Raw genomic sequence first — 20,187 nt, 5'->3', positions numbered from 1 at the left:
AGGGTCAGATCGCACGCGAATAACGCGGCTGCTCATGCGCCGCGCGCAGGTAGGGATCGAAGCACATCGCCAGCAGCCGCAGCAGCGGCCGTCCCGGCTCGCTGGCACGCACCACGCCGTCGTGGCACTCGGCCAGGCCATCGGCCTGCAACTGCCGGACCGACCGCAGATCCTCGGCAAAGTACTGTCCTGCGTCGATGCCATGGCGCTGGCCCAGTGCGTCCAGGTCCACCTCGCCCTGGCACATCAGCTGCTGGATCAGTTCCGCGCGCAACTGGTCGTCCGCACTCAGCGCAACGCCACGCCAGACCGGCAGCTGGCCCTGGTCTACCGCCTCCTCCCACGACGGCAGATCACGCGGGTTCTGGCTGTAGCTGGCACCGATGTGGCTGATCGCGCTGACGCCCAGCCCCAGCAGATCGGTATCGGCGTGCGTGGTGTAGCCCATGAAGTTCCGGTGCAGCTGCCCAGCACGCTGTGCACGCGAAAGATCTTCTTCCGGCAGTGCGAAATGATCCATGCCGATGTACTGGTAACCGGCGGCCGAGAGCCTCTCCACTGCCAGGCCCAGCAACGCAAGCTTGTCCTCCGGTGACGGCAACCGGCGTTCATCGATCTGCTTCTGCGCGCGGAACAGATGCGGCAGATGCGCGTAGCCATAGACCGCCAGGCGATCAGGGCGCAGCGCCAGCACCTGTTCCAGGGTGAGGCCGAATCCCTGCAGGGTCTGCCCGGGCAGGCCATAGATCAGGTCGACATTGACCGAGCGCATGCCGCTGTCGCGGCACGCGCGCAGGATATCCAGCGTCTGGCGCACGCCTTGCACCCGGTTGATCGATGCCTGGACCTGCGGATCGAAATCCTGCACGCCCAGGCTGGCGCGATTGAAGCCGAGCCGTGCAAGCATGGCCACGTCACCGGCGTCGATGAAGCGCGGGTCGAGTTCGATCGAAAAATCCCGCTGCGGCGAATCGCTGAAGTCAAAGCGGCGGCGCAGGCCTTCCACCAGCGTGGTCATCGCCTCGGCATCGAGGAAGTTCGGGGTGCCGCCGCCCAGATGCAGCTGGATCACTTCGCGGCCGTCCTCGAACTGTGGCGCGAGCAGGTCGGCCTCGGCCAGCACGCGCGACACGTAGCTGTGCCCGCGGCCCCGGTCGCGGGTGATGATCCGGTTGCACCCACAGTAGAAGCAGGGGCTGGAGCAGAACGGCACATGCACGTACAGCGACAACGCCCGGGCCTGCCGGTTGCTGTCGGCGATTGCCTGGCGCAGCGCCGGGGCGTCGAAGCCCTCATGAAAATGCGGCGCGGTCGGATACGAGGTGTAGCGCGGCCCGGGCCGGTCATGCCGGCGCAGCAGATCGGGGTCGAAGGTCCAGGCCAGGCCACCGGCGGCGGGAGAGAACGTGTCCATGCCGCCAGCATCGCGCCGGACGGACGGCACCGCCTTGACCCAGATCAATCCTGGCCAGGCACGCCCAGCACCGGCAGGCCGACCTGCGGCCAGCGCAGCATCTGGTAGCGCTTCCAGAAGGTGTCGCCGATGCGCGCGGCCACGTCATTGGCCAGCTCCTGCATGGGCGGGTTGGCGCACTCGGCGGTGGTGGTCCGGAACAACACCAGCCAGCGGTCGAACAGATCCTTGTCCAGCTCGATGGCCATGTGCTTGGACATCGGCGAGCCCTTGAAGCGGCGGGTGCCGCGCAGCATCGCCGACCAGAAGTCGACCAGCTGGGCCAGGTGCTCCGGCCAGTCATGCACGTGCGCCTCGAACACCGGCCCCAATCGTTCCTCTTCGCGCACACGGGCGTAGAAGTCGTGGACCAGGCGGGTCACTTCCTGCTCGGTGCACAACCCGGGCGAGGCGACAGGAAGGACAGGCGGCGGTGCTGCGTTCATCGGGGTACCCAAGGCGTGCCGGCAGTGTGCCGCGGCAGCGCGGCATCGCCGTTGATCCAGATCAATGTCGGCGCAATCGGCTGCACCTACGCTGCCATGCTTGCAGGACGCATGCCCTGCGGATGCTTCGCCAACCCGGGCGAAGTATACGCGCCGCCCACTTTTCGATCCGGGACAGCATGAACAGACCGCCTCCCAACCGCCGCCAGCAACTGATCCAGCACTGGGGCGCCATCCTCTGGCCCAGTTTCATCGCCGCGGGCGTGGCCAGCATGGTGTTCTTCGCCTTCGTCGATCCGCTGCAGCTGCAGGCCATCAGCTTCCCGGGGACGGTCATCAGCCGCGCGCTGGGCTATACCGCAGGCTTCTTCATGTTCTGGGCGGTGACGGCGTTGTCCAGCGCCGTCACCTGGTACCTGCAACGACCGCTGCCCAGCGACGACGACGACGAGCTGCCGCTGGGATGAGCACGACCTGCGCCAGTGCATCCCGCCCCTGGCCCTGGCGGGGCGCGCTCAGTGCCGCGCTGCTGGCGCTGTTCTACGCGCTTCCATGGCTGCGCTGGGATGGCCACCAGGCCCTGCTGCTGGACATCAACGCGCGGCGCTTCGACCTGTTCGGCTGGACGCTCTGGCCCGGTGACGTCGGCATGCTGATCGGCCTGCTGGCGGTGCTGGCCGTGGGCCTGGCCCTGCTCACCCACCTCGCCGGGCGGGTGTGGTGTGGCCATGCCTGCCCACAGACCCTGTGGCGGCGCGCGTTCGACTGGATCGCCCACGGCATGGTTCGGCTGCTGCCGGCCCGGGCCGCGCGCCCGGCCACGCAACTGGCCTGGGCGCTGCTGTCACTCTGGACCGGCGTCACCTTGGTCGGATTGTTCAGCCCGATCGCGGAACTGGTGACCGCCCTGCTCCGCGCTGGATGGAGCGGTTGGGAAACGTTCTGGGTGCTGTTCTACGCCGCTGCCACCTGGGGCAATGCAGGCTTCCTGCGCGAACAGGTCTGCCGCTCGCTGTGCCCGTTCGCGCGCGCGCAGCCCCTGCTGACCGACCCGTACACGCCGCGCATGCTGTATGACGCCCGCCGCGGGGAACCGCGCGGGCCGCGTCCGTCCAGCCTGGGCGGCGTGCTCGGCCGTGGCCGCGGCCTGCTCGACCCGACCACCGCACAGGACTACGTATTCCGTGCAGCGCACCCGCTGCTGGCCGGGCCGATGCCGACCTTCAACGACAACCGGCTGGGCGACTGCACCGATTGCCTGGCCTGTGTCCGCGTCTGCCCGATGCAGCTGGACATCCGCCAGGGACCGCAGGCCGACTGCCTGGCCTGTGGCGCCTGCCTGGAAGCCTGCGCACAGCAGCAGCATCAGGCCGGTTTCGGACCCGGCCTGGTGCGCTACTGCAGTCCACAGGCGATGGCAGGGCAGCCGCGGCGCGGATGGCGACCCCGCACCCTGGTTCTGTCGTCGATGCTGCTGGCGCTGCTGGCCTGGGGCGCCTGGCGCCTGCTTTGAATCAACGCTTCAACGCGACCCGTTGGCGTGCGGCGGGACCAGCTGCGCACGTCGTACGATGCCCAGCTGTTCGATGATCAGCGCCATTTCGTTGGTGACCTCGGTACGCTCGGTCCCCTGAGGAACCAGGCGGTCCAGCACCTGCTGGTAGGTATCCCAGAACGCCGGACCGCATCCGTGTTTGTGATAGCTGGCTTCCAGTTCGCGGCGTACCCGTTCAGCCAAGCCATGCATGCCGTATTCCATACGACCTCCGTTGGACTTGTTCTGCATCGTTGACGGTCTACCGACTCACTTGCGTGCTACTGAAAGACTCCCGGGCTTCACGGCCGGTTGATCTCAATTAGTCATAGATTTCACGACAGGTCAATTACATCCGCTCACTTTTGTGATCGAAATTATTAATCGTTCACAAAACTGCATACGCAAGCGCCAGGACTCCGGATGGGCCAGACCCGACACGACGCCCGTCACCCAGTGGGGCCAATTCAGTAGACACCGCCAATTGCCGGCACCAACTTCATCGAACTTCCCTATTTTGTTAAGCCCTCTTTGCAATTCATGCTTAGCGGGCTAAATGCGACAGAATGCGGCGCAGATCATGCGATTTCGGGTTCGCCTGCCTCACCGACCGGGAACAGGTTCGGGTATTGCTGATGAAGGATGTACTGCCGCAACGCAGGAATCGGGCCATCCTTGGGCCATTGCGACACTGCGGATCGGCTTATGCCAAAGAAGCGGGCCAGTTCGGCGTCCGTAAGGAAGCCCAGCCGCTCGCGCACCTGCCGCTTGCTCCAGAATCCAGTCATTGATCGGTCCCTCTGCTAATCAGACCGATTCTTGCGACAAGGCCTCTTTACGATCCAGGCGTTAAGCTGGCTTGCATAGATGAATACTCTCGGCCAACGACTCGCCATCGCCATGAAGAAAGCCGGGCACCCACGCCCGGCCGATCTGGCCCGTGCCGCCGATTCAACGACGGCAACCATCAGCAACTGGCTCAACGACCATGTCAGCCCAGCCCACGTGTAGGCCGAACAGCTGTTCCGCATCGCCGATGCGGCCAAGCTGGACGCGCGCGAACTGCTGTACGGGGTGAGCGGCGGCGGGGTCGGTGAACGCGGCAACGCCTACATGCCCAGCCAGGCCCATCTGGATGTCTGGCAGGACGCCTACGAGCTGGTCAGCCACCTGGTCGAGGAGAACGGCCTGGAGATCGACCACCGTCGCCACGCCGCACTGGACCTGCTGGCCTTCGAGCTGTTGATGGACGGCTTCAGCCGCAGCAAAGTGGCCCGGGTGTTGAAGACCTCGATGTCCTGAACGCGCTGCCGCATGCACGCCAGCGCTGGTAGCATGGACGGCGATGGGGATGGGGCTCCCCCGATAACCGCCTGGAAAGGCTGATGGCTCCTGCCAGGACGAACGCGGCGTTCGTCGATGGCAGGTCGCGCCTGCCTTCGGCGTTCGCCATCAACACTGCGAACCCGCTCTCGAGGCATGCGATGCAATCACTGAACAACTATCTTCTGGTCTTCGTCGGAGGCGGCGCGGGCGCCTGCCTGCGCCATGCCTGCAATCTGATCGGCGCACGGGTGGCGATGGGCAGCCCCTGGCCGTGGTCCACGTTCCTGATCAATCTCAGCGGCGCACTGCTGATGGGCGTGGTGGTGGAGGCCTTCGCACTGCGCAACGGCGCCTCGCCGCAACTGCGCCTGCTGCTGGCCACCGGCATCCTGGGCGGCTACACGACCTTCTCCACCTATGCGCTTGAAATCGGCGTGCTGCTGCAGCGTGGCCAGCATGGGCTGGCCGCGCTGTATGCCGGCGGCTCGGTGGCCCTGGGCGTGGCCGGCCTGTTCGGCGGCATGAAGCTGGCCCGGCTGGCGCTGGGCTGAGGCTCAGGCCGCGCTGGCGCGGTCCTGCCCGCGCCACTGCCGGGGTGACTGCCCGGTGTGCGCCTTGAAGGCCCGCGACAGTGCCGCTTCGCTGCCGTAGCCCACCTCATCGGCGATTCGCTTCAGCGGGCGGCCCTGACGCAACGCCTGCTGTGCCAGTCCCACCCGCCAGCCCTGCAGGTACTGGCCCGGCGTGGTGCCCATCGCCTCGCGGAAGCTGGCCGCAAACACACTGCGTGACATCCCGGCCACCTCGGCCAGATCTTCCAGCGTCCACGCCTGCGCTGGCGCTTCGTGCATCGCCACCAGCGCCAATCGCAGCCGCGGATGGCCCAGTCCGGCGAACAGGCCACCGCGCATCTCGCCGCCTTCCATCAACTGGCGCAATACCTGGATCATCACCACCTCAAACAGGCGGTTGACCATCGCCGCGCGCCCGCAGCGCTGCTCGAACGCTTCTTCGAACAGCAACTCCAGCGCCGCATTGCCACCGTACAGTTCGGCCAGCGGCAGGCAGATGAAATCAGGCAGCGCCGCACTGATCGGATTGAGCCGGCCGCCCTCGAAATGCAGATTCGCGCAGGCCATGTCGGCACCGTGCTGCGGATCGGTGCTGAAACGGTGTGGCATCGGGCGCGGATACAGCAGCAGGCTGGGCACATCGACCTGCACGGTCTGCTGGCCGTGGCGGACCTGCAGCGGTCCGCGCCGCACCAGGTGCAGCTGACCGGCCTCGTCCTCGCCTTCCAGGCTGTTGATGCCGCACAACGCGCCGGCATGGAACACCGAGGCGGTGACCGCAAAACGTTCAAGCAGAATGGCGAGGCGGTCGACCATGACGGGACTCCGGGTCAAGCGAGACAAGCTCAATGCGACAGATCGTATCGGAATCAACACTGGAAAGGACGGCACTGGCCGCGTGATCCCGCGGGCGCTCTGGACGACGGCCGCCTGGTGCTGACCGCCCTGCCCTCTGGCCAGAAGGGCCACAGACTTCAACGCCCCCCGGGTCGATGGCAATGAAGCCGTGTTCGAGAATCCCGCCCACGACGTCCCACAGCGTATCCACTACCGGCGCCTCGACGACCAGCGCGCGCATGCGCGCATCGAGATCGTGCAGGGCAATCCGAAGCAGGCAATGGACTTTCCCATGCATCGCGTCGCCTGCGGTGGACCGGCGCCCCCCGCACGGACACGCAAACGCCCCGGACCGGCCGGGGCGTCTGCATGCAGTCAACGCCACACGGGCATTCACCCGGCCAGCGTGATTTCCAGCGCCTTCAGGCCATCGCGATAGATGCCCTCGAACAGCGCGGACGCTTCTTCGTCGCTGACGCCCACCGCAGTGAACTCACCGGACCAGTCGATCCGCGAACCGCCGCCCTGCTCGACCACACGCAGGGTGGAGCGATAGCCGGTGACCGGGAACGGCGCCTGCAGGATCGAGTAGGTGTAACTGCGATCAGCCTGATCGAAGGCTTCCAGGCGCTCGACGATGGCATCGCCATCGGGATTGGCCAGATGGCGCACGCGACCACCTTCACTGAGCGTGCTCCGGGGGATGTACGGAAGCCAGTCGGGCAGTGAATCGAAGCCGCCGATGAGGTTCCAGACCTGGTTGGCCGGGGTCGGCACGGTGATGGATACAGAAGCAGTTGCCATGGGAATGTCTCCTTGGGCGCTCAGATGTTGTCGATCGGCAGCGGGGCGTTGGCCGCGACCAGGCCCTGGGCGCGCAGTTCCCGCCAGAATCCGGCAGGAATGATTTCCTTCAGTGCGGCGTAGTCTTCGGCGATGCGCTCGGGTCGGCTGGCGCCCGGAATCACCGCCGCCACTGCCGGGTTGGCCAGCGAGAACTGCAGGGCGGCCGCCTTGATGCTGATGCCGTACTCGGCCGCGATGGCCTTGATGCGCTCGACCTTGGCCAGGATCTCCGGCGACGCTTTCTGGTACTCGAAGTGGCTGCCACCGGCCAGTACGCCGGAGCTGTACGGACCGCCGACCACGATGCCGGTATTGCGTTCGGCCGCCTTGGGCATCACCCGCTGCAGTGCACGCTCGTGGTCGAGCAGCGAGTAGCGGCCGGCCAGCAGGAAGCCGTCCGGACGGGCTTCGTCCAGGTCCAGGGTCAGCTCGATCGGCTCGACACGGTTGACGCCCAGGCCCCAGGCCTTGATCACGCCTTCCTCGCGCAGGCGGGTCAGCACCTTGAAGGCGCCGCGGCGTGCGGTCTCGAAGTACGACAGCCACTCATCGCCGTAGAAGTCCTGGGCGATGTCATGCACCCAGACGATATCGAGGCGATCGGTCTTCAGGCGCTTGAGGCTGTCATCGATCGAGCGCAGGGTGGCATCGGCCGAGTAGTCGTTGACCAGCTTGTTGGGGCGGCCGGCGACGAACAGGCCGCCCTTCTCGCCAAGGTCGCGGGCACTGGTGTCTTCCACTTCGTCCAGGATCAGGCGGCCGACCTTGGTGCTGAGCACGAAGTCGTCGCGGTTGCGCTTGGCCAGCGCGTCGCCGAGCCGGATCTCGGCCAGGCCAGCGCCATAGAACGGGGCCGTATCGAAATAGCGGGTGCCCTGTTCCCAGGCCGCGTCGACCGTGGCCTGGGCCTCGGCTTCCGGAATGTCACGGAACATGTTGCCCAGCGGCGCGGTACCGAAGCCGAGGGTCTTGCCGGCCAGCAGCGTGTTGATGCTCATGGGGTTCCCCTTGGGGAGGTTGTTGAGGTTGAGGCCTAGGCTAGGGTTGCCCGATCAGACTGTCCAAGACATAATTTATCAACCTTGAGTCCCGGACGGTCTTATGCTCGATCTGCGTCAACTGCGCTATTTCGTGGCCGTCGCCGAAGATGAACACGTCGGCCGCGCCGCCGAGCGCCTTCACATCTCCCAATCCCCGCTCAGCCGGCAGATCGCCCAGCTGGAGGAAAGGCTGGAACTGCAGCTGTTCGAACGCTCGCAACAGCGCATCCGGCTGACCGCCGATGGCCGCACCTTCCTGGCCGAGGCGCGCGCCCTGCTGACCCACGCCAACCGGCTGGAATCACTGGCGCGCCGGCTGGGCCGCGGCGACGAGGGCGGCCTGTGCATCGGCTACCTGGAATACGCGATGCACTCCGGCGTATTGCCCACCGCCCTGCGCGAACTGCGCGGCGACCGTCCTGCCGTGCACATCGCGCTGTACAACCAGCAGTCGGACGTGCAGCTGGAAGGCCTGCGCCAACGCAGCCTGGACATCGCCCTGGTCTGCGAACCACCGGCGTTCGACGATCCGGACCTGGAAGCCACGCAGGTGCTGAACGATCCGATGCTGCTGGCGCTGCCGGCCGGCCACCCACTGGCCAGCGCAGGGACCATCACGCCCGAGGATCTGGCCAGCCAGCAGTGGATCGGCGTGATGCACAAGGAAAGCGCGCTGCGCCATGACACCTTCATCGCCGCCTGCGCGAAGGCCGGTTTCACCCCGACCATCGCCATGGAGGCGACCGAGCCGCTGGCCGCGCTCGGCCTGGTTGCCGCCGGGCTGGGCCTGACCACAATCCAGCGCAGCCTGGACCACCAGGCACCGGAGGGCGTGGTGCTGCGCGAGCTGCCGTGGTTCAGCTACCGCACACCGCTGTGGGCGGCCTGGCACCGCATCAACCTGCGCCCGCTGGTCGAGACCTTCCGCAGGACGCTGGTGCAGACCGCTACCGAGGGCAAGCCGGCCATCGCCGACTGAACCGACCGCGCTATGCCGGGCCTGCCTCGGTGTAGCGCATCACCACGAAGCCCTCTTCCGCGGCCGGTGCAACGAAGTGGCGGGTGATCCGTGCGAATTCCTCTATGCTCGGCGCCATTCCCGCATGGAATGACCCCGATGCGCCCCTTGCTTCGATGTGCTCTTGCCCTGGGCCTGCTGTTGCCTTCGACGACCTTGCTGGCGGCAGCGCCCACAGCGGCACGCACACTCAGCGGTGAGCTGCAGGGCGCACCGTGGCGGCTGGATGTGCCGGCCGGCTGGAATGGCGACCTGGTAATGCTGGCCCATGGCTACGAACCGGTCGGCGTGCCGCGTACCGCCCCCATGGCGGCCAATGACAGCACCGCACCACTGCTGGCAGCCGGTTACGCCGTCGCGCAGAGCGCCTATGCCAGCCAGGGCTGGGCGGTGGCCGATGCGATCGCCGATACGGAACGCCTGCGCCAGCAGGCAGTGGGTCACCTCAAGCACGTCCGCCACACCTGGATGCTGGGATTCTCGATGGGCGGTGCCGTGACCATCGGCAGCCTCGAACGCTTCCCGCAGCACTACGCGGGCGGTGTATCGCTGTGCGGCGCCAATCTCAGTGGCGAACAGATCGCGGCCGATCTGCTGACCACGCTGGTCGCATTCGATTATTTCTTCCCCAAGGCCGATGGGCTGCCGCCCGCCGGCCTGGTATCGCGCGACGCCGCCGCGCTGCCGCAGGGCGAGGTGTACCAGGGCATTGCCAATGCACTGCAGCACGATCCGTCGCATGCCGCGTTGCTGGCGCGGCGGTTGCAGGTCTCCGCTGATGCACTGGCCGGCACGATCAGCCTGCACGCGCTGGTCCTGCACGAACTGGCGACACGGAGCGGCGGCATGCCGATTGGCAACATCGGCGTGATCTACAGCGGCTTTGGCGATGACACCGCGTTCAATGCCGGCGTGCAGCGTATCCGCGCTGTTCCTGCGGCGCAGGCGCGGGTCCGCAAGGCGCTGGCCATGACCGGCGCACTGAAGCGACCGCTGGTGATCCAGTTCAATCACAACGACCCGACCATCGTGCCGCACATGCAGGCGGTGTATCCGCAGATGGCTGCACGCGCCGGCGCGCGGCCCTTGCCGCGCGTGCTGCCGCCAGTGGGGGAAGGGCATTGTGGCTTCTCTGAAGCACAGGTTGTCGACGCCTTGAAGGCAATCCAGCGTTGAGCGCAACGTGTCGCAGCGGCCTGACCACCAGGGTGCTGCACAATGCACGCGGCCCGGTCGGGACCCCTGCCAATCCCTTGCCGTGCGCCCGTAAACGAAAGCGGGCGGCGTCAGCCGCCCAGCGTGCCCATCGTGAACGTGTAGCCGGAGCTCATCAGGAATTCGCGCATGCGCATTTCCGCGCGTCGTGGCGAGGCCAGGTTGGCCGGGGCATACAGCGCATAGACCACGCCGGCACCTTCGATGGCCTCACGGCGCACGCCGCAGTGGCGGGTTTCCGATGCGACCACCCAGCCGTCCTTCAAACGGTCCGGCCCGATCGACTGGCCGTTCATCAGCCGGAACGTCAGCCAGCGTACTTCCGCAGAGGATTTGTTCATTGCCGGCCTGCCGGCTGCGTGCCACGGTCGTTCATGTCCTTGCTCGCCATTGCAGCTCCCTAAGACTTGGAACCCGACCATAGCGCCTTGCCATGTCGCGGGGAAATGAGACTGGACGCATGCCGGCGTGCACCCGCCGGGCCATACTGCGCATCCACTCGCCCGCCACCCTCGCCCGCCACCCTCGCCAGCCGCCACGACAAGGATCGTCATGAATCGCTACGCCCTGCTCATCACTGCCACCTCCATCGCCGCTGTCCTCGGCATGCAACCGGTGCGCGCGGATGACGGTACGACCGCAGGCGCATCGTCGGCGTGGACACTGGTGCGGAAGGAGGCAACCGACGGGAGCGTCGGCGGATGCGCGGTCTTTCCGCTCGCCGCCTCACGCCCCTACCCGTTCTTCATCTTCGAGCCGGGGCTGGCGCCCACCATCGGCGTGTCGTTCAGTGAGGTTGGCAACGCCGGGATCGGTGTACAGGTGGACGCTCATCCTGAAGCAAGCGATCGAAGGATCATCCTGGATCGCGACACGGCCGTGATCCTCGAGCAGATCCGTGCCGGTGGCCAGCGCGTTACCGCGCGCGACAGCGTTGCACGCAACACGTTCAGTACGCAGGGCCTGCTGCCCTTGCTGGACACCTGCGCGATGCAGGCAGAGCCGTAGGTCGACGATCGACAAGGCGCCGCACAGAGGGGCACCCGGTACAAACAAAAAAGCCCTGACCGAAGTCAGGGCTTTTCAATTGGAGGCCTCAAGCGGAATCGAACCGCTGTAAACGGATTTGCAATCCGGTGCATAGCCACTCTGCCATGAGGCCAACGTACTGCGCGCCAGGACCAGAGCCCTGACAAGACAAAACCCCATGATGGGGCCTGTCGGAACATGGAGCGGGAAACGAGACTCGAACTCGCGACCTCAACCTTGGCAAGGTTGCGCTCTACCAACTGAGCTATTCCCGCGTAAGCCGACATGGTACCGGAAATCCGGAAAACACACCAGCGATTTCACTTTTCTGACTGCGCGCAAAGCCTTGTGGGCCAACGTGCCCCGCCCTGCCATGGCGGGAGAAAAACAAGGCCCCTACCGGGGCCCTGTAGAATCTGGAGCGGGAAACGAGACTCGAACTCGCGACCTCAACCTTGGCAAGGTTGCGCTCTACCAACTGAGCTATTCCCGCAGATTCCGTTCGACCTGCGTCGAAGGAGCGCTATTGTGTCCAAATTCCTTCACGTCGTCAACAGTCTTCACATCACGCGGTCACGGGCGTCCGCACTGGAGTACGCTGCCCCGCCCAGTCCCGTGCACCCATGTTCCTTCGCGGCACGCCCCTGTTGATCGCCCTGCTGCTGCATCTGCTGGTAGCCCTGCTGTACTGGGTACTGATTCCGCTGGGAATGAACGCGTATCGCGACCATTTCGGCTTCACTTCGCATCGCGACATCGGCCTGGGCATCGCCCAGTTCTATCTGTTCTGGATGTTCATTGCCGCCCAGCCGCTGATCGCGGTGCTGCGGCCACTGTTTGCCAAGCTGCTGGTCCTGACGATTCCTTTGGCGTTCGCCAGCTGGACGCTGATGCACAACCACCCGCTGCGCCTGCTTTACTTCACCGTCGGGCCCGGCCTGCTGGCACTGGCCGCGATCGCCCTGACCGCGTGGTATGCATCACACAACCGCCTGCCTGCCAGCACGGACATCGCCAATGCCTAGACGCTACGTCCGCCTGTTCTGGTTGCTGGTCGCGCTGACCTGGCTGGCGCTGATCGCGGCCTTGGTCAACGCCGGCTTCACCCCGGACTACTGGTTGCTGCACCGACTGGAAGGCGCCGAACTGCCCTACCCGACCAGCACCGTCATCGTGTTCGCGTTGCTGGGCACGGTTGAACTGGTCGTGGCCGCCTTGATCGTGCGGCCGTGGAGACTGAAACGACTGTGGCTGCGCCTGTTGATCGCCTTCGTTCTGCTGCTGGCGTGGTCGGTGCCGTGGGCGCTGTCGGCCATGCATCAGCCGCCGGTACGCGGCATGCACCTGCTGTGGTTGCTGCTGCTGGACTTGGGATTGCTGCTGGCGCTGTGCATGGTGTCGGCAGTGAGCGCATGGCGGGCGTTCATAAGCTCATCGCATGGCTTCCGCAGCGAGAAGACGCGCAGAGACGGCCTACGCATTTCAGAATAGTTGCATGGACCCGCAGCGGACCGGCGAAGGACAGTACCTGACCCGAGGCCCACAGCGCCGGCAATACTTTCACTGTCGCTGCTCTGCATATGCCTCTGCCAAACCGGGATAAATCATGCAGCAGTCGAGCCAGCAGGCATCACAGCTCCCCGACGACGCGGATCCGCTTGACGCAGCGTTACCAGCAATGGCTGGAGACCGCCCGATTACGCCCCTGAAACTTGCCACGCGACTTTCTGCAGCCTGCCCCTTTCAGGTCGTCCGATACGCCGACATCAAGGGCGAGGTACCGCAGGACTCAACATACGCACCAGAGCAATACGTCTGGGGTGATCCCGATGAGTTGATTCTCTTGGTTGATGGCGACCTCAAGCTCGACACGCTGGACCTGGACGACCCGCTGGCCCCGTGGCGGGAAGAAGATCTTGGCGCATACATCCGTTTCATCCTGGTTCGCGGCAATGCAGAGATAGCACGCCATGTGCACAGCCTTGAAACCGACGGCGCATGCGGATTGCTTGTCTCGGGCGACCTGACGACAACCAACGCCATCGTCGGCGGACAGGAAATCCGCGTAGGCGGCAACCTTCTGGTCCGCGAGCTGTTCTGGGGCGACTACAACCACGGGGAACTGCACGTGGTCGGGAACACCCAGGCAGCGCTTCTCATTCAGACCGACTACTCCATGCAATTCGATGGCTCGGTTCACTGCATTCGCAGGATGGACGACGAAGCCATCATTGACGACGGAATTGAGCAGATCATCGAACCCGATTGTCTGTTACGCGAATCCGAGGGTCCGGACAGCTTCTGGTCATTGGACGCGGGAGCCATGCTGGAAAGGCTCACTACCGGAAAGAGCGTCATCCGTGCAGAGGCTCTGTCAGCGCCGGACCCGATGCAATGCACAATGAACCTGTTTGGCGATGCCACTTTCAGTCCAGAAAGCCTGCTGCGCATTTGTGGAGAAGACATGCTTCCCATGGATACCCGGACCTATGAATTCCGCCGCAGCGGCATCTCACTTCTAGCAAGTGCGGGCACCGCCGACGCCGACGCCGACGCCCGCGTATACACCGTGCAGATGGAAGATCCATCTAAGAACATCGCTGCACGCCTCGCAATGCGCCGCACTGATGCAACCGCCAGCACCACGGCCCCTTACATAGGAGGTGCTGGATCTGGCTGGAGCCTACTGAAGTACATCTGCAGCGATGCTGGACAGGATCAGCGCGAATGGGACGAGGTGGAGTCACATGATATCCAGCCCCCCTTCATCGCACTCATCCTCGACGGGTGGCGATTTCTTAAGGAAGGCGCATCGAACCGCCAAAGGACCACGGAGACAATTTCAGCGGCCGAGATACGCGATCTCCTGGCGCTTCCGATCTGCCAGCCATACGACGACTACGGCGATGGTGAACGTTGCGGATTCTGGGTGGGTCACTGTCATGCTGCCTTTCGCCAAGAGAAACGCGGGCCTGACCGCGAGGAGCCCATGCTCCGCCTTTCACGGGAACTGCAACAGACCGACGGTAGCAGCGTAATCGAAAGCTACTACTACTGCATTGAGACCTGCATGGATGGACGGGAGCGCGTTCACATTCGTTACAAGGCAGACCTGCGCACTGAAGACTCGCCGGTTCAGATAGATCCTGTCGGAGGGGAGGCGCTGGCCGACGCACTACGACTGTTCAAGCGTGGCGCAAGGGAAATGCGCGGCACAAATTCGGGCCTACTGAAAGGAAGAACACCCTACTTCGCAAAAGACCATGCGTTCGCGGTGAACTTCTGGAAGCAGCAGGGACACCTGCCCGAGTAGATGCCAAACTTCTTTCAGAAACCGACGACAGTCCAGGTCTTCTGGCTATCCGCATCCGTTGTATGGCTGCTACTGGCCTTCGCACTCATCCATGCCGGCTTCAAGCCAGACTACTGGCAACTGCGTCACATCGAGTCCGGGACACTGCCTTACCCCACAGATTCAGTCTTCACTTTCGCGCTGATCATTCTGGTGGAGATTGTTGTCCTGGGCCTGATCGTGCAGCCATGGCGGTTTCACCGCCTGTGGCCGCGGATGTTTGTCTGCGCCTTACCCTGGCTGGGCTGGACAGTACTTTGGAGCGTGACCGCCATGCACCAATCACCCGTGCGCGATGTGCATCTGAACTGGGTGCTCGCCGTTGCCGCCCTTCTTCTTGTGGCACTACTGGTCGTGGTCCCGGCCTCCGCCTGCCCGCGCCTACGCCGCTGGCTCAACGGCTGACCGGGCCTACTTCCGGAACTCCACCCGCACATGCTGGCCGAAGCGCGCCTTGGCCTCGCCGTCGAACTCCAGCACGCATTCCACCACCTTGGCCACGCCACGCCCTGCGTCTTCAGGCAGGCGGGCCTGCGCGAACACCGGGCTGATGCGTACCACGCGTGCGGGCGGCAGCGTGCTGGCGTTCTCGGCACCATCGCTGTCTGGCACCACGGTGGCCCTCATGCCCACCTGCACGGCATCGGCATAGGCGGCGCTGAGTTCGGCGCGCACCTGCAGTGGGCGCGCCGGCAGCAGCGAGATCGCTGGCTTGCCGGCCTGCACGAAGGCCCCAAGGCCCGGTACCTGGCCGACCACCGTGCCGGCTTCCGGTGCACTCAGCGACATCTGCTGCAGTTTCAGCCTGGCGTGTTCCAGCTTGTGCTGGGCCATATCGACCTGCGCGCCGGCCACGTCGACGTCAGCACGCACGCCGGCCAGCTGCTGCTTGGCCGCATCAGCCTGCTGGTTGGACGACACACCTTCGCTCGCCCCCGTGGACAGGCGGGTGGCATTGCGCTCCAGCTCCCGCAATTGCGCCTGGCTGCCCTTCAGGCGATCGTTGGCCAGGGCCAGATCGGCGGCGGCCATCGCCACCTCCTGCTGCAGCAGGGCACCATCGAGCGACAGCAGCAGTTGTCCCTTCTCCACCACGGCGCCCTCCTTCACCGGCGCAGCGGTGATCGAGCCATCCACCGGTGGCGCCAGCGCGATCAGGCCACCCTCGACGTCGATGATGCCGCGCGCGACTGCAACCTTGCCGGCGGTGGCGGCGGCCTTGCCCGAAGGCATGGTTGCGGGCGCAAACGCCTCCCTGCTGCAGGCGCCGAGCAGCACGACAGCAGACAAGGCCAGGCTGAGCGGAAACAGGTGCGATGTTCTGATCATGGGGCGGACTCTACGTTTGCATTCTGGCGGCGGTCGTCGCGGACCCTGCCGTCTTCCATGGCGATCACCCGATCGGCATGCCGGATCAGGCGCGGATCGTGGCTCACGCACAGCACGGTGGCGCCATGCGCACGTGCGTAGCGATGCAGGATGTCGATCACGCGCTGGCCGTTCTCGGCGTCCAGCGCGCTGGTGGGTTCGTCGGCGAAGATCAGCGTCGGCGATTTGGCGAAGGCGCGGGCAACGGCCACACGCTGCTTCTCGCCGCCGGACAGCTGCGCCGGGCGCATGTGGCTGCGGTGGCTGAGGCCCACTTCTTCCAGCGCCTTGCGCGCCAGCGGTTCGCTTTCGCGATTGCGCATGCCGCGGTAGCCCAGCGGCAGCTGCACCTGCTCCAGCGCAGTCAGTGCCGGGAACAGATTGAAGCCCTGGAACACGAAGCCGACGTGGTGCAGGCGGAAACGCTCGACCTCGCTGCGGGTCATGTGCCCCACATCCTGGCCGAGTGCGTGCACGCGACCACCATCGGGCGAAGACAGGCCGGACAGCAGCGACAACAGCGTGCTCTTGCCGCAGCCGGATGGTCCCGACACCAAAGTCAACTCGCCCGGATAGATGTCCAGCGACAGGCCGCGCAGCACCGGCACCTGCACATCGCCGGACATGAAGCCCTTTTCCAGTGCGTCGGCCTGCAGGGTCGGGGCCACGGCGCGCGTGGATGTCATCGGCCGGCCCTCAACGCAGCAGCAACGATGGATCGGAACGGACCACGCTGCGGACCGCCATGATGCTGGACAGCATGGCCATCACCGCGACCAGTGCCACGCAGCCGATGATGACCATCGGCGTCAGCTGCACCGGTACGCGCTGGGTCTGCGCGATCAACAACACCACGGTGCTGAAGGCCGCCGCCAGCAACATGCCGACACCGCCGATCAGCAAGGCCTGCTCGAACACCACCCGTGCCAGCGCGTAGCGGCCTGCACCGAGTGCGTTGAGCGTGGCGTACTCGCGCACCGAACCGGCCACCACCGAAGCGAACGACTGGTTGGTGATCACCGCACCCACGAAGCAGACGATGACGGCCATGAACAACACGGCGATACCTGCACCGGTATCGAACAGCCAATACTGCTGCGAGCGGCTGGCGAACGCCGGCGCGGTCCAGAACTCGACCGGCGTGGCCTGGCCCATCGATGCGGCCAAGCGGTCACGCACTCGGTCAGCCAGCTCCGGTGAGCGCAGGCCCGCCACGAAATAGGTACTGCCCTCGCGTGGGTCGGTGCCGGCAATGGCACGCGCGGTATCCAGCGAGGCCAGTACGTTGACACCGCCGAGGCCACGCAGTCCCGGCTGCGCGGCAACCACGCGCACGGCCTTGCCATTGATCCAGGCACGGTTGTTCTGCAGGTCCACGCCCAGCGTATCCAGATCGGCGCTGTCGACGATCACCGCGCCCGGCTCGCGCAGCTGGGCACGCGACTCGGCAGGCAGGATGCGCGCGAACATCATCGCGTCGTCGCCGGTGGAAATGCCGGACAGGTACACCGACACATTGCCGGCGCCCGGCGCACTGGAACGCCACTCACCATCCACCCACTCGTAGGGTTCGACGCGGGTGACATCCGGATCCATGCGCAGGTGGCTTTCCACATCGGCGCTGATCGCATGGCCGTAGTTGACGCTCTGGGTGCCGGGGAAGCCGGCCCAGATATCCGCCGAGGACGCCTTCACGTAGATCGCGGCGGTGCCGAAGATACCCAGCACCAGCGCCGCCTGCACGATCAACAGCACGCCGGCAAAGCACATCGCCAGCACCACCGGCAGGAACCGGCGCCATTCGTAGGCCAGGGTCTTGCGGGCCAGCGCGATCATTGCGCCGCGTCCCCGGTCTCGACCGGCAACGGTGCGCCGCCAAGCGCGCGGTACAGCGACGCAAACGCCAGCACGCGCGCGCCCTGCGCACCGATCAGCTCCGACTGCGAGGCAAGTGCGGCGCGTTGGGTGTCCAGACCATCGAATTCGCTGGACAGGCCCAGCTGCACCTGCCGCGCCTGGCGCTTGACCTGCAGGTTGGCGGCATCATTGGCGGCACGCAGCGACTGGATGCTGCTGTCCTGGCGCGCCAGGCTGCCCAGTGCCCCTTCCACTTCGCTCACGCCTTCCAGCACGGCCTTGCGATAGCCCAGCAGCGCGGCATCCAGCTGCTTCTCATCGGCATGGAAGCGCGCACGGCGCTGGCCCCAGTCCCACAGCGGGATATCGATGTACGGGCCGATCGACGGGCTGGAATCGGAATTGGATCGGGCATTCTGGGTAAGGTTGTAGGCGTACAGGATGGAACCGCCGAGGCTGATCCGCGGGAACATCGCGGCGCGCGCCAAGCCCTTGTCGGCCGCAGCCTGCAGCACCGCCGATTCGGCCAGCAGGATCTGCGGGCGGTGCCGCAGCAGGTCCGCCGGAACCTGCTGCAGCGAGAACGCGCCCAGCTTCGGCGGCGTGCGATAGGCGCGCCAGGCCGGATCCGGGCCATCTCGGCCCAGCAACACTGCCAGCGCGCGGGCCGCGTTGTCAGCGTTTTCCCGGGCCTGTGCAGTGGCCGCGCGGGTGGCGGCCTGGCGTGCACGCAGGCGATCTAGTTCGCCCGGCTCATCCAGGCGCAGTCGCTGGCGGACCAGCGCCAGCTGTTCGCCGCGATCATCCACGGTCTGCTGCCGGGCCAGCAGGTCCTGCTGCGCCTGTGCCACGGTCAGGTCCAGATAGCTGCGCACCACGTCGGCAATCACCGCCACCTGTGCGGCATTGCGCAGTGCTTCGGCGTTGCCAGCCGATGCCTGCGCGCTCAACTGCGCGCTCTCGGCGGCGCCGAACAGGCCCAGATCCCAGATCGCTTCGATACCCGCGTGGAAGTAGGTGTCGACCGCAGCGGCATCCTGCACCTGCTTGGCGCTGGCCGAGATTTCCGGCAGGAAGCGCGAGTCGGACGTGCCGGCGACAATTCGCACGGCCTGCAGGCGCAGCGTGGCCTGCTGCAGGTCGAGGTTGCCGGCGATGGCCTGATCGACCAGTCCATCCAGCGCTGGGTCGGACAACACTTTCCACCACTGTTTGGCGTCCACCGCCACGCCCTGGCCCTGCGGCACCTGGGTCCAGGTGCTGGGCGTGCGATCAGGCAGATCCGGAACCGGCACCGACACGCAGCCCGCCAATGCGAGACTTGCGAGCAGCGCGCCGGGTCGCAGCACTGCCTGCAGGGAGCGTCCGCGCCCGGTCCTGGGCACCGCCACTGGAGTGATACGCCTGACCACCAGCCCGCCAACATGTAGAAGGAGCAGGAAGGCTACCGTGCGATTGTGGAGCGAACATGGAGAAATGGTCCGAAAACGGTCACAACACGCGTGCGGTTCAGGCAACGATGGCGAAGGCCTTTCGCCAGCCTTTCACGGCCTGCAGCGTGCGGAACACTGGCACGGATTCCAGGTCATTGCCTCTTGTTGCAGCCCACCTCATGCCAGGTGCTCCCGATCGCCCCCACGATCACTGCGCCCCTGTCATGCCGATTGCGACTCCCATGTCGGAATCCCAAACGCAGACGTGCCACGCCCACCATGAAATTTCGTGGCCGACTGTAGCGACCCACGTGGCCAACGTCATGACAAACGAAAAACGCCCCCTTGCGGGAGCGTTTTCCTGGATCTGGAGCGGGAAACGAGACTCGAACTCGCGACCTCAACCTTGGCAAGGTTGCGCTCTACCAACTGAGCTATTCCCGCAGATTTCGTTCGACCTGCGTCGAAGGAGCGCTATTGTGTCGATATTGCTGCACGGCGTCAACAGGAATTTTCATCTGCACGACCGCGCCGTGTTCAGGCCCTCGGACTGCGGACTCCGCTGCGCAGCCCTGCATATCGAGGGGGAATCGGCCTGGATTCCATCCCCATGCGCAGGCACCGCTTGCCATGGAAGCTGGCACCGTGAAGTGCATTGCACGCAAACGAAAAACGCCCCCATGCGGGAGCGTTCTTCTTGAATCTGGAGCGGGAAACGAGACTCGAACTCGCGACCTCAACCTTGGCAAGGTTGCGCTCTACCAACTGAGCTATTCCCGCTTGGGAGGCGAAATTCTACCTGTTCCAAGGATGCCGTCAAGCGCTTTTTCCGGGTTGGCGAGGCGCCTTGCATCGCGTATC

The 20,187-nt window shown here is 65.4% G+C and carries 25 protein-coding genes, 5 tRNA genes and 1 riboswitch; of the genes, 13 read left to right on the top strand and 17 right to left on the bottom strand.

Annotated features, from left to right (window positions below):
- Window positions 1-4 precede the first annotated feature (4 nt).
- Both hemN and ARC23_RS03045 read right to left on the bottom strand, forming a co-directional pair.
- Window positions 5-1,414: an oxygen-independent coproporphyrinogen III oxidase gene (gene hemN, locus ARC23_RS03050; RefSeq protein WP_057495905.1), complete on the bottom strand. Its 1,410-nt coding sequence runs from the start codon at window positions 1,412-1,414 to the stop codon at window positions 5-7.
- Window positions 1,415-1,458: 44 nt separating this feature from the next.
- Entirely contained in the window at window positions 1,459-1,899 is a 441-nt protein-coding gene (locus ARC23_RS03045; protein WP_057495863.1) for a group III truncated hemoglobin, read from the bottom strand.
- Between the two features lie 179 nt (window positions 1,900-2,078).
- Between ARC23_RS03045 and ARC23_RS03040 the strand changes: the two genes are divergently transcribed.
- Both ARC23_RS03040 and ARC23_RS03035 read left to right on the top strand, forming a co-directional pair.
- Window positions 2,079-2,366: a hypothetical protein gene (locus tag ARC23_RS03040; protein ID WP_057495862.1), complete on the top strand. Its 288-nt coding sequence runs from the start codon at window positions 2,079-2,081 to the stop codon at window positions 2,364-2,366.
- Window positions 2,363-3,412 (top strand): 4Fe-4S dicluster domain-containing protein, encoded by a 1,050-nt coding sequence (locus ARC23_RS03035; protein ID WP_057495861.1) that lies wholly within the window; start codon window positions 2,363-2,365, stop codon window positions 3,410-3,412. Before ARC23_RS03040 ends, ARC23_RS03035 begins: the two co-directional genes overlap by 4 nt.
- 9 nt (window positions 3,413-3,421) lie before the next feature.
- Here the strand turns inward: ARC23_RS03035 and ARC23_RS03030 are convergent, their stop codons facing one another.
- Both ARC23_RS03030 and ARC23_RS03025 read right to left on the bottom strand, forming a co-directional pair.
- Window positions 3,422-3,658, bottom strand: coding sequence for a hypothetical protein (locus ARC23_RS03030; RefSeq protein ID WP_019337197.1), 237 nt, complete (start codon window positions 3,656-3,658; stop codon window positions 3,422-3,424).
- 353 nt (window positions 3,659-4,011) lie between these two features.
- Window positions 4,012-4,221: a helix-turn-helix domain-containing protein gene (locus tag ARC23_RS03025; protein ID WP_057495860.1), complete on the bottom strand. Its 210-nt coding sequence runs from the start codon at window positions 4,219-4,221 to the stop codon at window positions 4,012-4,014.
- 79 nt (window positions 4,222-4,300) lie between these two features.
- On the opposite strand from ARC23_RS03025, the gene ARC23_RS21160 reads away from it, so the two are divergent.
- The 3 genes from ARC23_RS21160 to crcB all read left to right on the top strand — a co-directional run bounded on the left by ARC23_RS21160 (window position 4,301) and on the right by crcB (window position 5,310).
- Window positions 4,301-4,444 (top strand): helix-turn-helix domain-containing protein, encoded by a 144-nt coding sequence (locus ARC23_RS21160; protein ID WP_238985180.1) that lies wholly within the window; start codon window positions 4,301-4,303, stop codon window positions 4,442-4,444.
- 63 nt (window positions 4,445-4,507) lie between these two features.
- The gene (locus ARC23_RS21155) at window positions 4,508-4,735 is read left to right on the top strand and encodes a hypothetical protein (protein WP_238985179.1); all 228 of its coding nucleotides are present in this window, start codon (window positions 4,508-4,510) and stop codon (window positions 4,733-4,735) included.
- A gap of 36 nt (window positions 4,736-4,771) precedes the next feature.
- Window positions 4,772-4,835: riboswitch (Fluoride riboswitch) on the top strand.
- 82 nt (window positions 4,836-4,917) lie between these two features.
- The gene (crcB, locus tag ARC23_RS03015) at window positions 4,918-5,310 is read left to right on the top strand and encodes a fluoride efflux transporter CrcB (protein WP_057495904.1); all 393 of its coding nucleotides are present in this window, start codon (window positions 4,918-4,920) and stop codon (window positions 5,308-5,310) included.
- Between the two features lie 3 nt (window positions 5,311-5,313).
- On the opposite strand, the gene ARC23_RS03010 is transcribed toward crcB, so the two are convergent.
- Window positions 5,314-6,147, bottom strand: a complete 834-nt coding sequence (locus ARC23_RS03010; protein WP_057495859.1) for an AraC family transcriptional regulator — start codon at window positions 6,145-6,147, stop codon at window positions 5,314-5,316.
- A gap of 190 nt (window positions 6,148-6,337) precedes the next feature.
- Here ARC23_RS03010 and ARC23_RS21150 point away from each other — a divergent pair, with 190 nt between their 5' ends.
- Entirely contained in the window at window positions 6,338-6,607 is a 270-nt protein-coding gene (locus ARC23_RS21150) for a hypothetical protein (RefSeq protein WP_238985178.1), read from the top strand.
- Here ARC23_RS21150 and ARC23_RS03005 read toward each other — a convergent pair.
- Window positions 6,562-6,972, bottom strand: a complete 411-nt coding sequence (locus tag ARC23_RS03005) for an SRPBCC family protein (RefSeq protein WP_057495858.1) — start codon at window positions 6,970-6,972, stop codon at window positions 6,562-6,564. The two genes, ARC23_RS21150 and ARC23_RS03005, sit on opposite strands and share 46 nt — an antisense overlap.
- A 20-nt stretch (window positions 6,973-6,992) precedes the next feature.
- Window positions 6,993-8,012: an aldo/keto reductase gene (locus ARC23_RS03000; RefSeq protein ID WP_057495857.1), complete on the bottom strand. Its 1,020-nt coding sequence runs from the start codon at window positions 8,010-8,012 to the stop codon at window positions 6,993-6,995.
- Window positions 8,013-8,115: 103 nt separating this feature from the next.
- On the opposite strand from ARC23_RS03000, the gene ARC23_RS02995 reads away from it, so the two are divergent.
- Together ARC23_RS02995 and ARC23_RS02990 are read left to right on the top strand one after the other, a co-directional pair.
- Window positions 8,116-9,033 (top strand): LysR family transcriptional regulator, encoded by a 918-nt coding sequence (locus ARC23_RS02995; protein WP_057495856.1) that lies wholly within the window; start codon window positions 8,116-8,118, stop codon window positions 9,031-9,033.
- Between the two features lie 138 nt (window positions 9,034-9,171).
- Window positions 9,172-10,248, top strand: coding sequence for an alpha/beta hydrolase family protein (locus tag ARC23_RS02990; RefSeq protein WP_057495855.1), 1,077 nt, complete (start codon window positions 9,172-9,174; stop codon window positions 10,246-10,248).
- Window positions 10,249-10,358: 110 nt separating this feature from the next.
- Here the strand turns inward: ARC23_RS02990 and ARC23_RS02985 are convergent, their stop codons facing one another.
- Window positions 10,359-10,628, bottom strand: a complete 270-nt coding sequence (locus ARC23_RS02985) for a hypothetical protein (protein WP_057495854.1) — start codon at window positions 10,626-10,628, stop codon at window positions 10,359-10,361.
- 211 nt (window positions 10,629-10,839) lie between these two features.
- On the opposite strand from ARC23_RS02985, the gene ARC23_RS02980 reads away from it, so the two are divergent.
- Window positions 10,840-11,295 (top strand): hypothetical protein, encoded by a 456-nt coding sequence (locus ARC23_RS02980; RefSeq protein WP_057495853.1) that lies wholly within the window; start codon window positions 10,840-10,842, stop codon window positions 11,293-11,295.
- Window positions 11,296-11,375: 80 nt separating this feature from the next.
- Here the strand turns inward: ARC23_RS02980 and ARC23_RS02975 are convergent.
- From ARC23_RS02975 to ARC23_RS02965, 3 genes are all read right to left on the bottom strand, one after another.
- Window positions 11,376-11,449, bottom strand: a tRNA-Cys gene (locus tag ARC23_RS02975).
- A gap of 66 nt (window positions 11,450-11,515) precedes the next feature.
- Window positions 11,516-11,591: transfer RNA gene (locus tag ARC23_RS02970), tRNA-Gly, on the bottom strand.
- 142 nt (window positions 11,592-11,733) lie between these two features.
- A tRNA-Gly gene (locus tag ARC23_RS02965) sits at window positions 11,734-11,809 on the bottom strand.
- A 130-nt stretch (window positions 11,810-11,939) separates the two neighbouring features.
- On the opposite strand from ARC23_RS02965, the gene ARC23_RS02960 reads away from it, so the two are divergent.
- The 4 genes from ARC23_RS02960 to ARC23_RS02945 all read left to right on the top strand — a co-directional run bounded on the left by ARC23_RS02960 (window position 11,940) and on the right by ARC23_RS02945 (window position 15,073).
- On the top strand, window positions 11,940-12,341 hold the full coding sequence (locus tag ARC23_RS02960; protein ID WP_057495852.1) for a hypothetical protein: 402 nt from the start codon (window positions 11,940-11,942) through the stop codon (window positions 12,339-12,341).
- Entirely contained in the window at window positions 12,334-12,807 is a 474-nt protein-coding gene (locus ARC23_RS02955) for a hypothetical protein (protein ID WP_057495851.1), read from the top strand. The genes ARC23_RS02960 and ARC23_RS02955 overlap by 8 nt, the downstream gene beginning before the upstream one ends.
- Window positions 12,808-12,922: 115 nt before the next feature.
- A complete protein-coding gene (locus ARC23_RS02950) occupies window positions 12,923-14,629 on the top strand; it encodes a hypothetical protein (protein ID WP_057495850.1) in 1,707 nt (568 codons plus the stop codon).
- Entirely contained in the window at window positions 14,630-15,073 is a 444-nt protein-coding gene (locus ARC23_RS02945) for a hypothetical protein (RefSeq protein WP_057495849.1), read from the top strand.
- 6 nt (window positions 15,074-15,079) lie between these two features.
- Here the strand turns inward: ARC23_RS02945 and ARC23_RS02940 are convergent, their stop codons facing one another.
- From ARC23_RS02940 to ARC23_RS02915, 6 genes are all read right to left on the bottom strand, one after another.
- The gene (locus tag ARC23_RS02940; RefSeq protein ID WP_057495848.1) at window positions 15,080-15,997 is read right to left on the bottom strand and encodes an HlyD family secretion protein; all 918 of its coding nucleotides are present in this window, start codon (window positions 15,995-15,997) and stop codon (window positions 15,080-15,082) included.
- Complete coding sequence (locus tag ARC23_RS02935; protein ID WP_057495847.1) at window positions 15,994-16,722, bottom strand: ABC transporter ATP-binding protein; 729 nt, start codon at window positions 16,720-16,722, stop codon at window positions 15,994-15,996. The genes ARC23_RS02940 and ARC23_RS02935 overlap by 4 nt, the downstream gene beginning before the upstream one ends.
- 10 nt (window positions 16,723-16,732) lie before the next feature.
- Entirely contained in the window at window positions 16,733-17,872 is a 1,140-nt protein-coding gene (locus ARC23_RS02930) for an ABC transporter permease (RefSeq protein ID WP_057495846.1), read from the bottom strand.
- On the bottom strand, window positions 17,869-19,332 hold the full coding sequence (locus ARC23_RS02925) for an efflux transporter outer membrane subunit (RefSeq protein WP_057495903.1): 1,464 nt from the start codon (window positions 19,330-19,332) through the stop codon (window positions 17,869-17,871). The genes ARC23_RS02930 and ARC23_RS02925 overlap by 4 nt, the downstream gene beginning before the upstream one ends.
- A 362-nt stretch (window positions 19,333-19,694) precedes the next feature.
- Window positions 19,695-19,770, bottom strand: a tRNA-Gly gene (locus tag ARC23_RS02920).
- A 260-nt stretch (window positions 19,771-20,030) separates the two neighbouring features.
- Window positions 20,031-20,106 (bottom strand) — tRNA-Gly (locus ARC23_RS02915).
- Window positions 20,107-20,187 lie beyond the last annotated feature (81 nt).

It is taken from the genome of Stenotrophomonas beteli (assembly GCF_001431665.1).
In the GTDB taxonomy this organism is placed as follows: Bacteria; Pseudomonadota; Gammaproteobacteria; order Xanthomonadales; family Xanthomonadaceae; genus Stenotrophomonas; species Stenotrophomonas beteli.
This window is presented reverse-complemented; position numbering and strand designations above follow the sequence as displayed.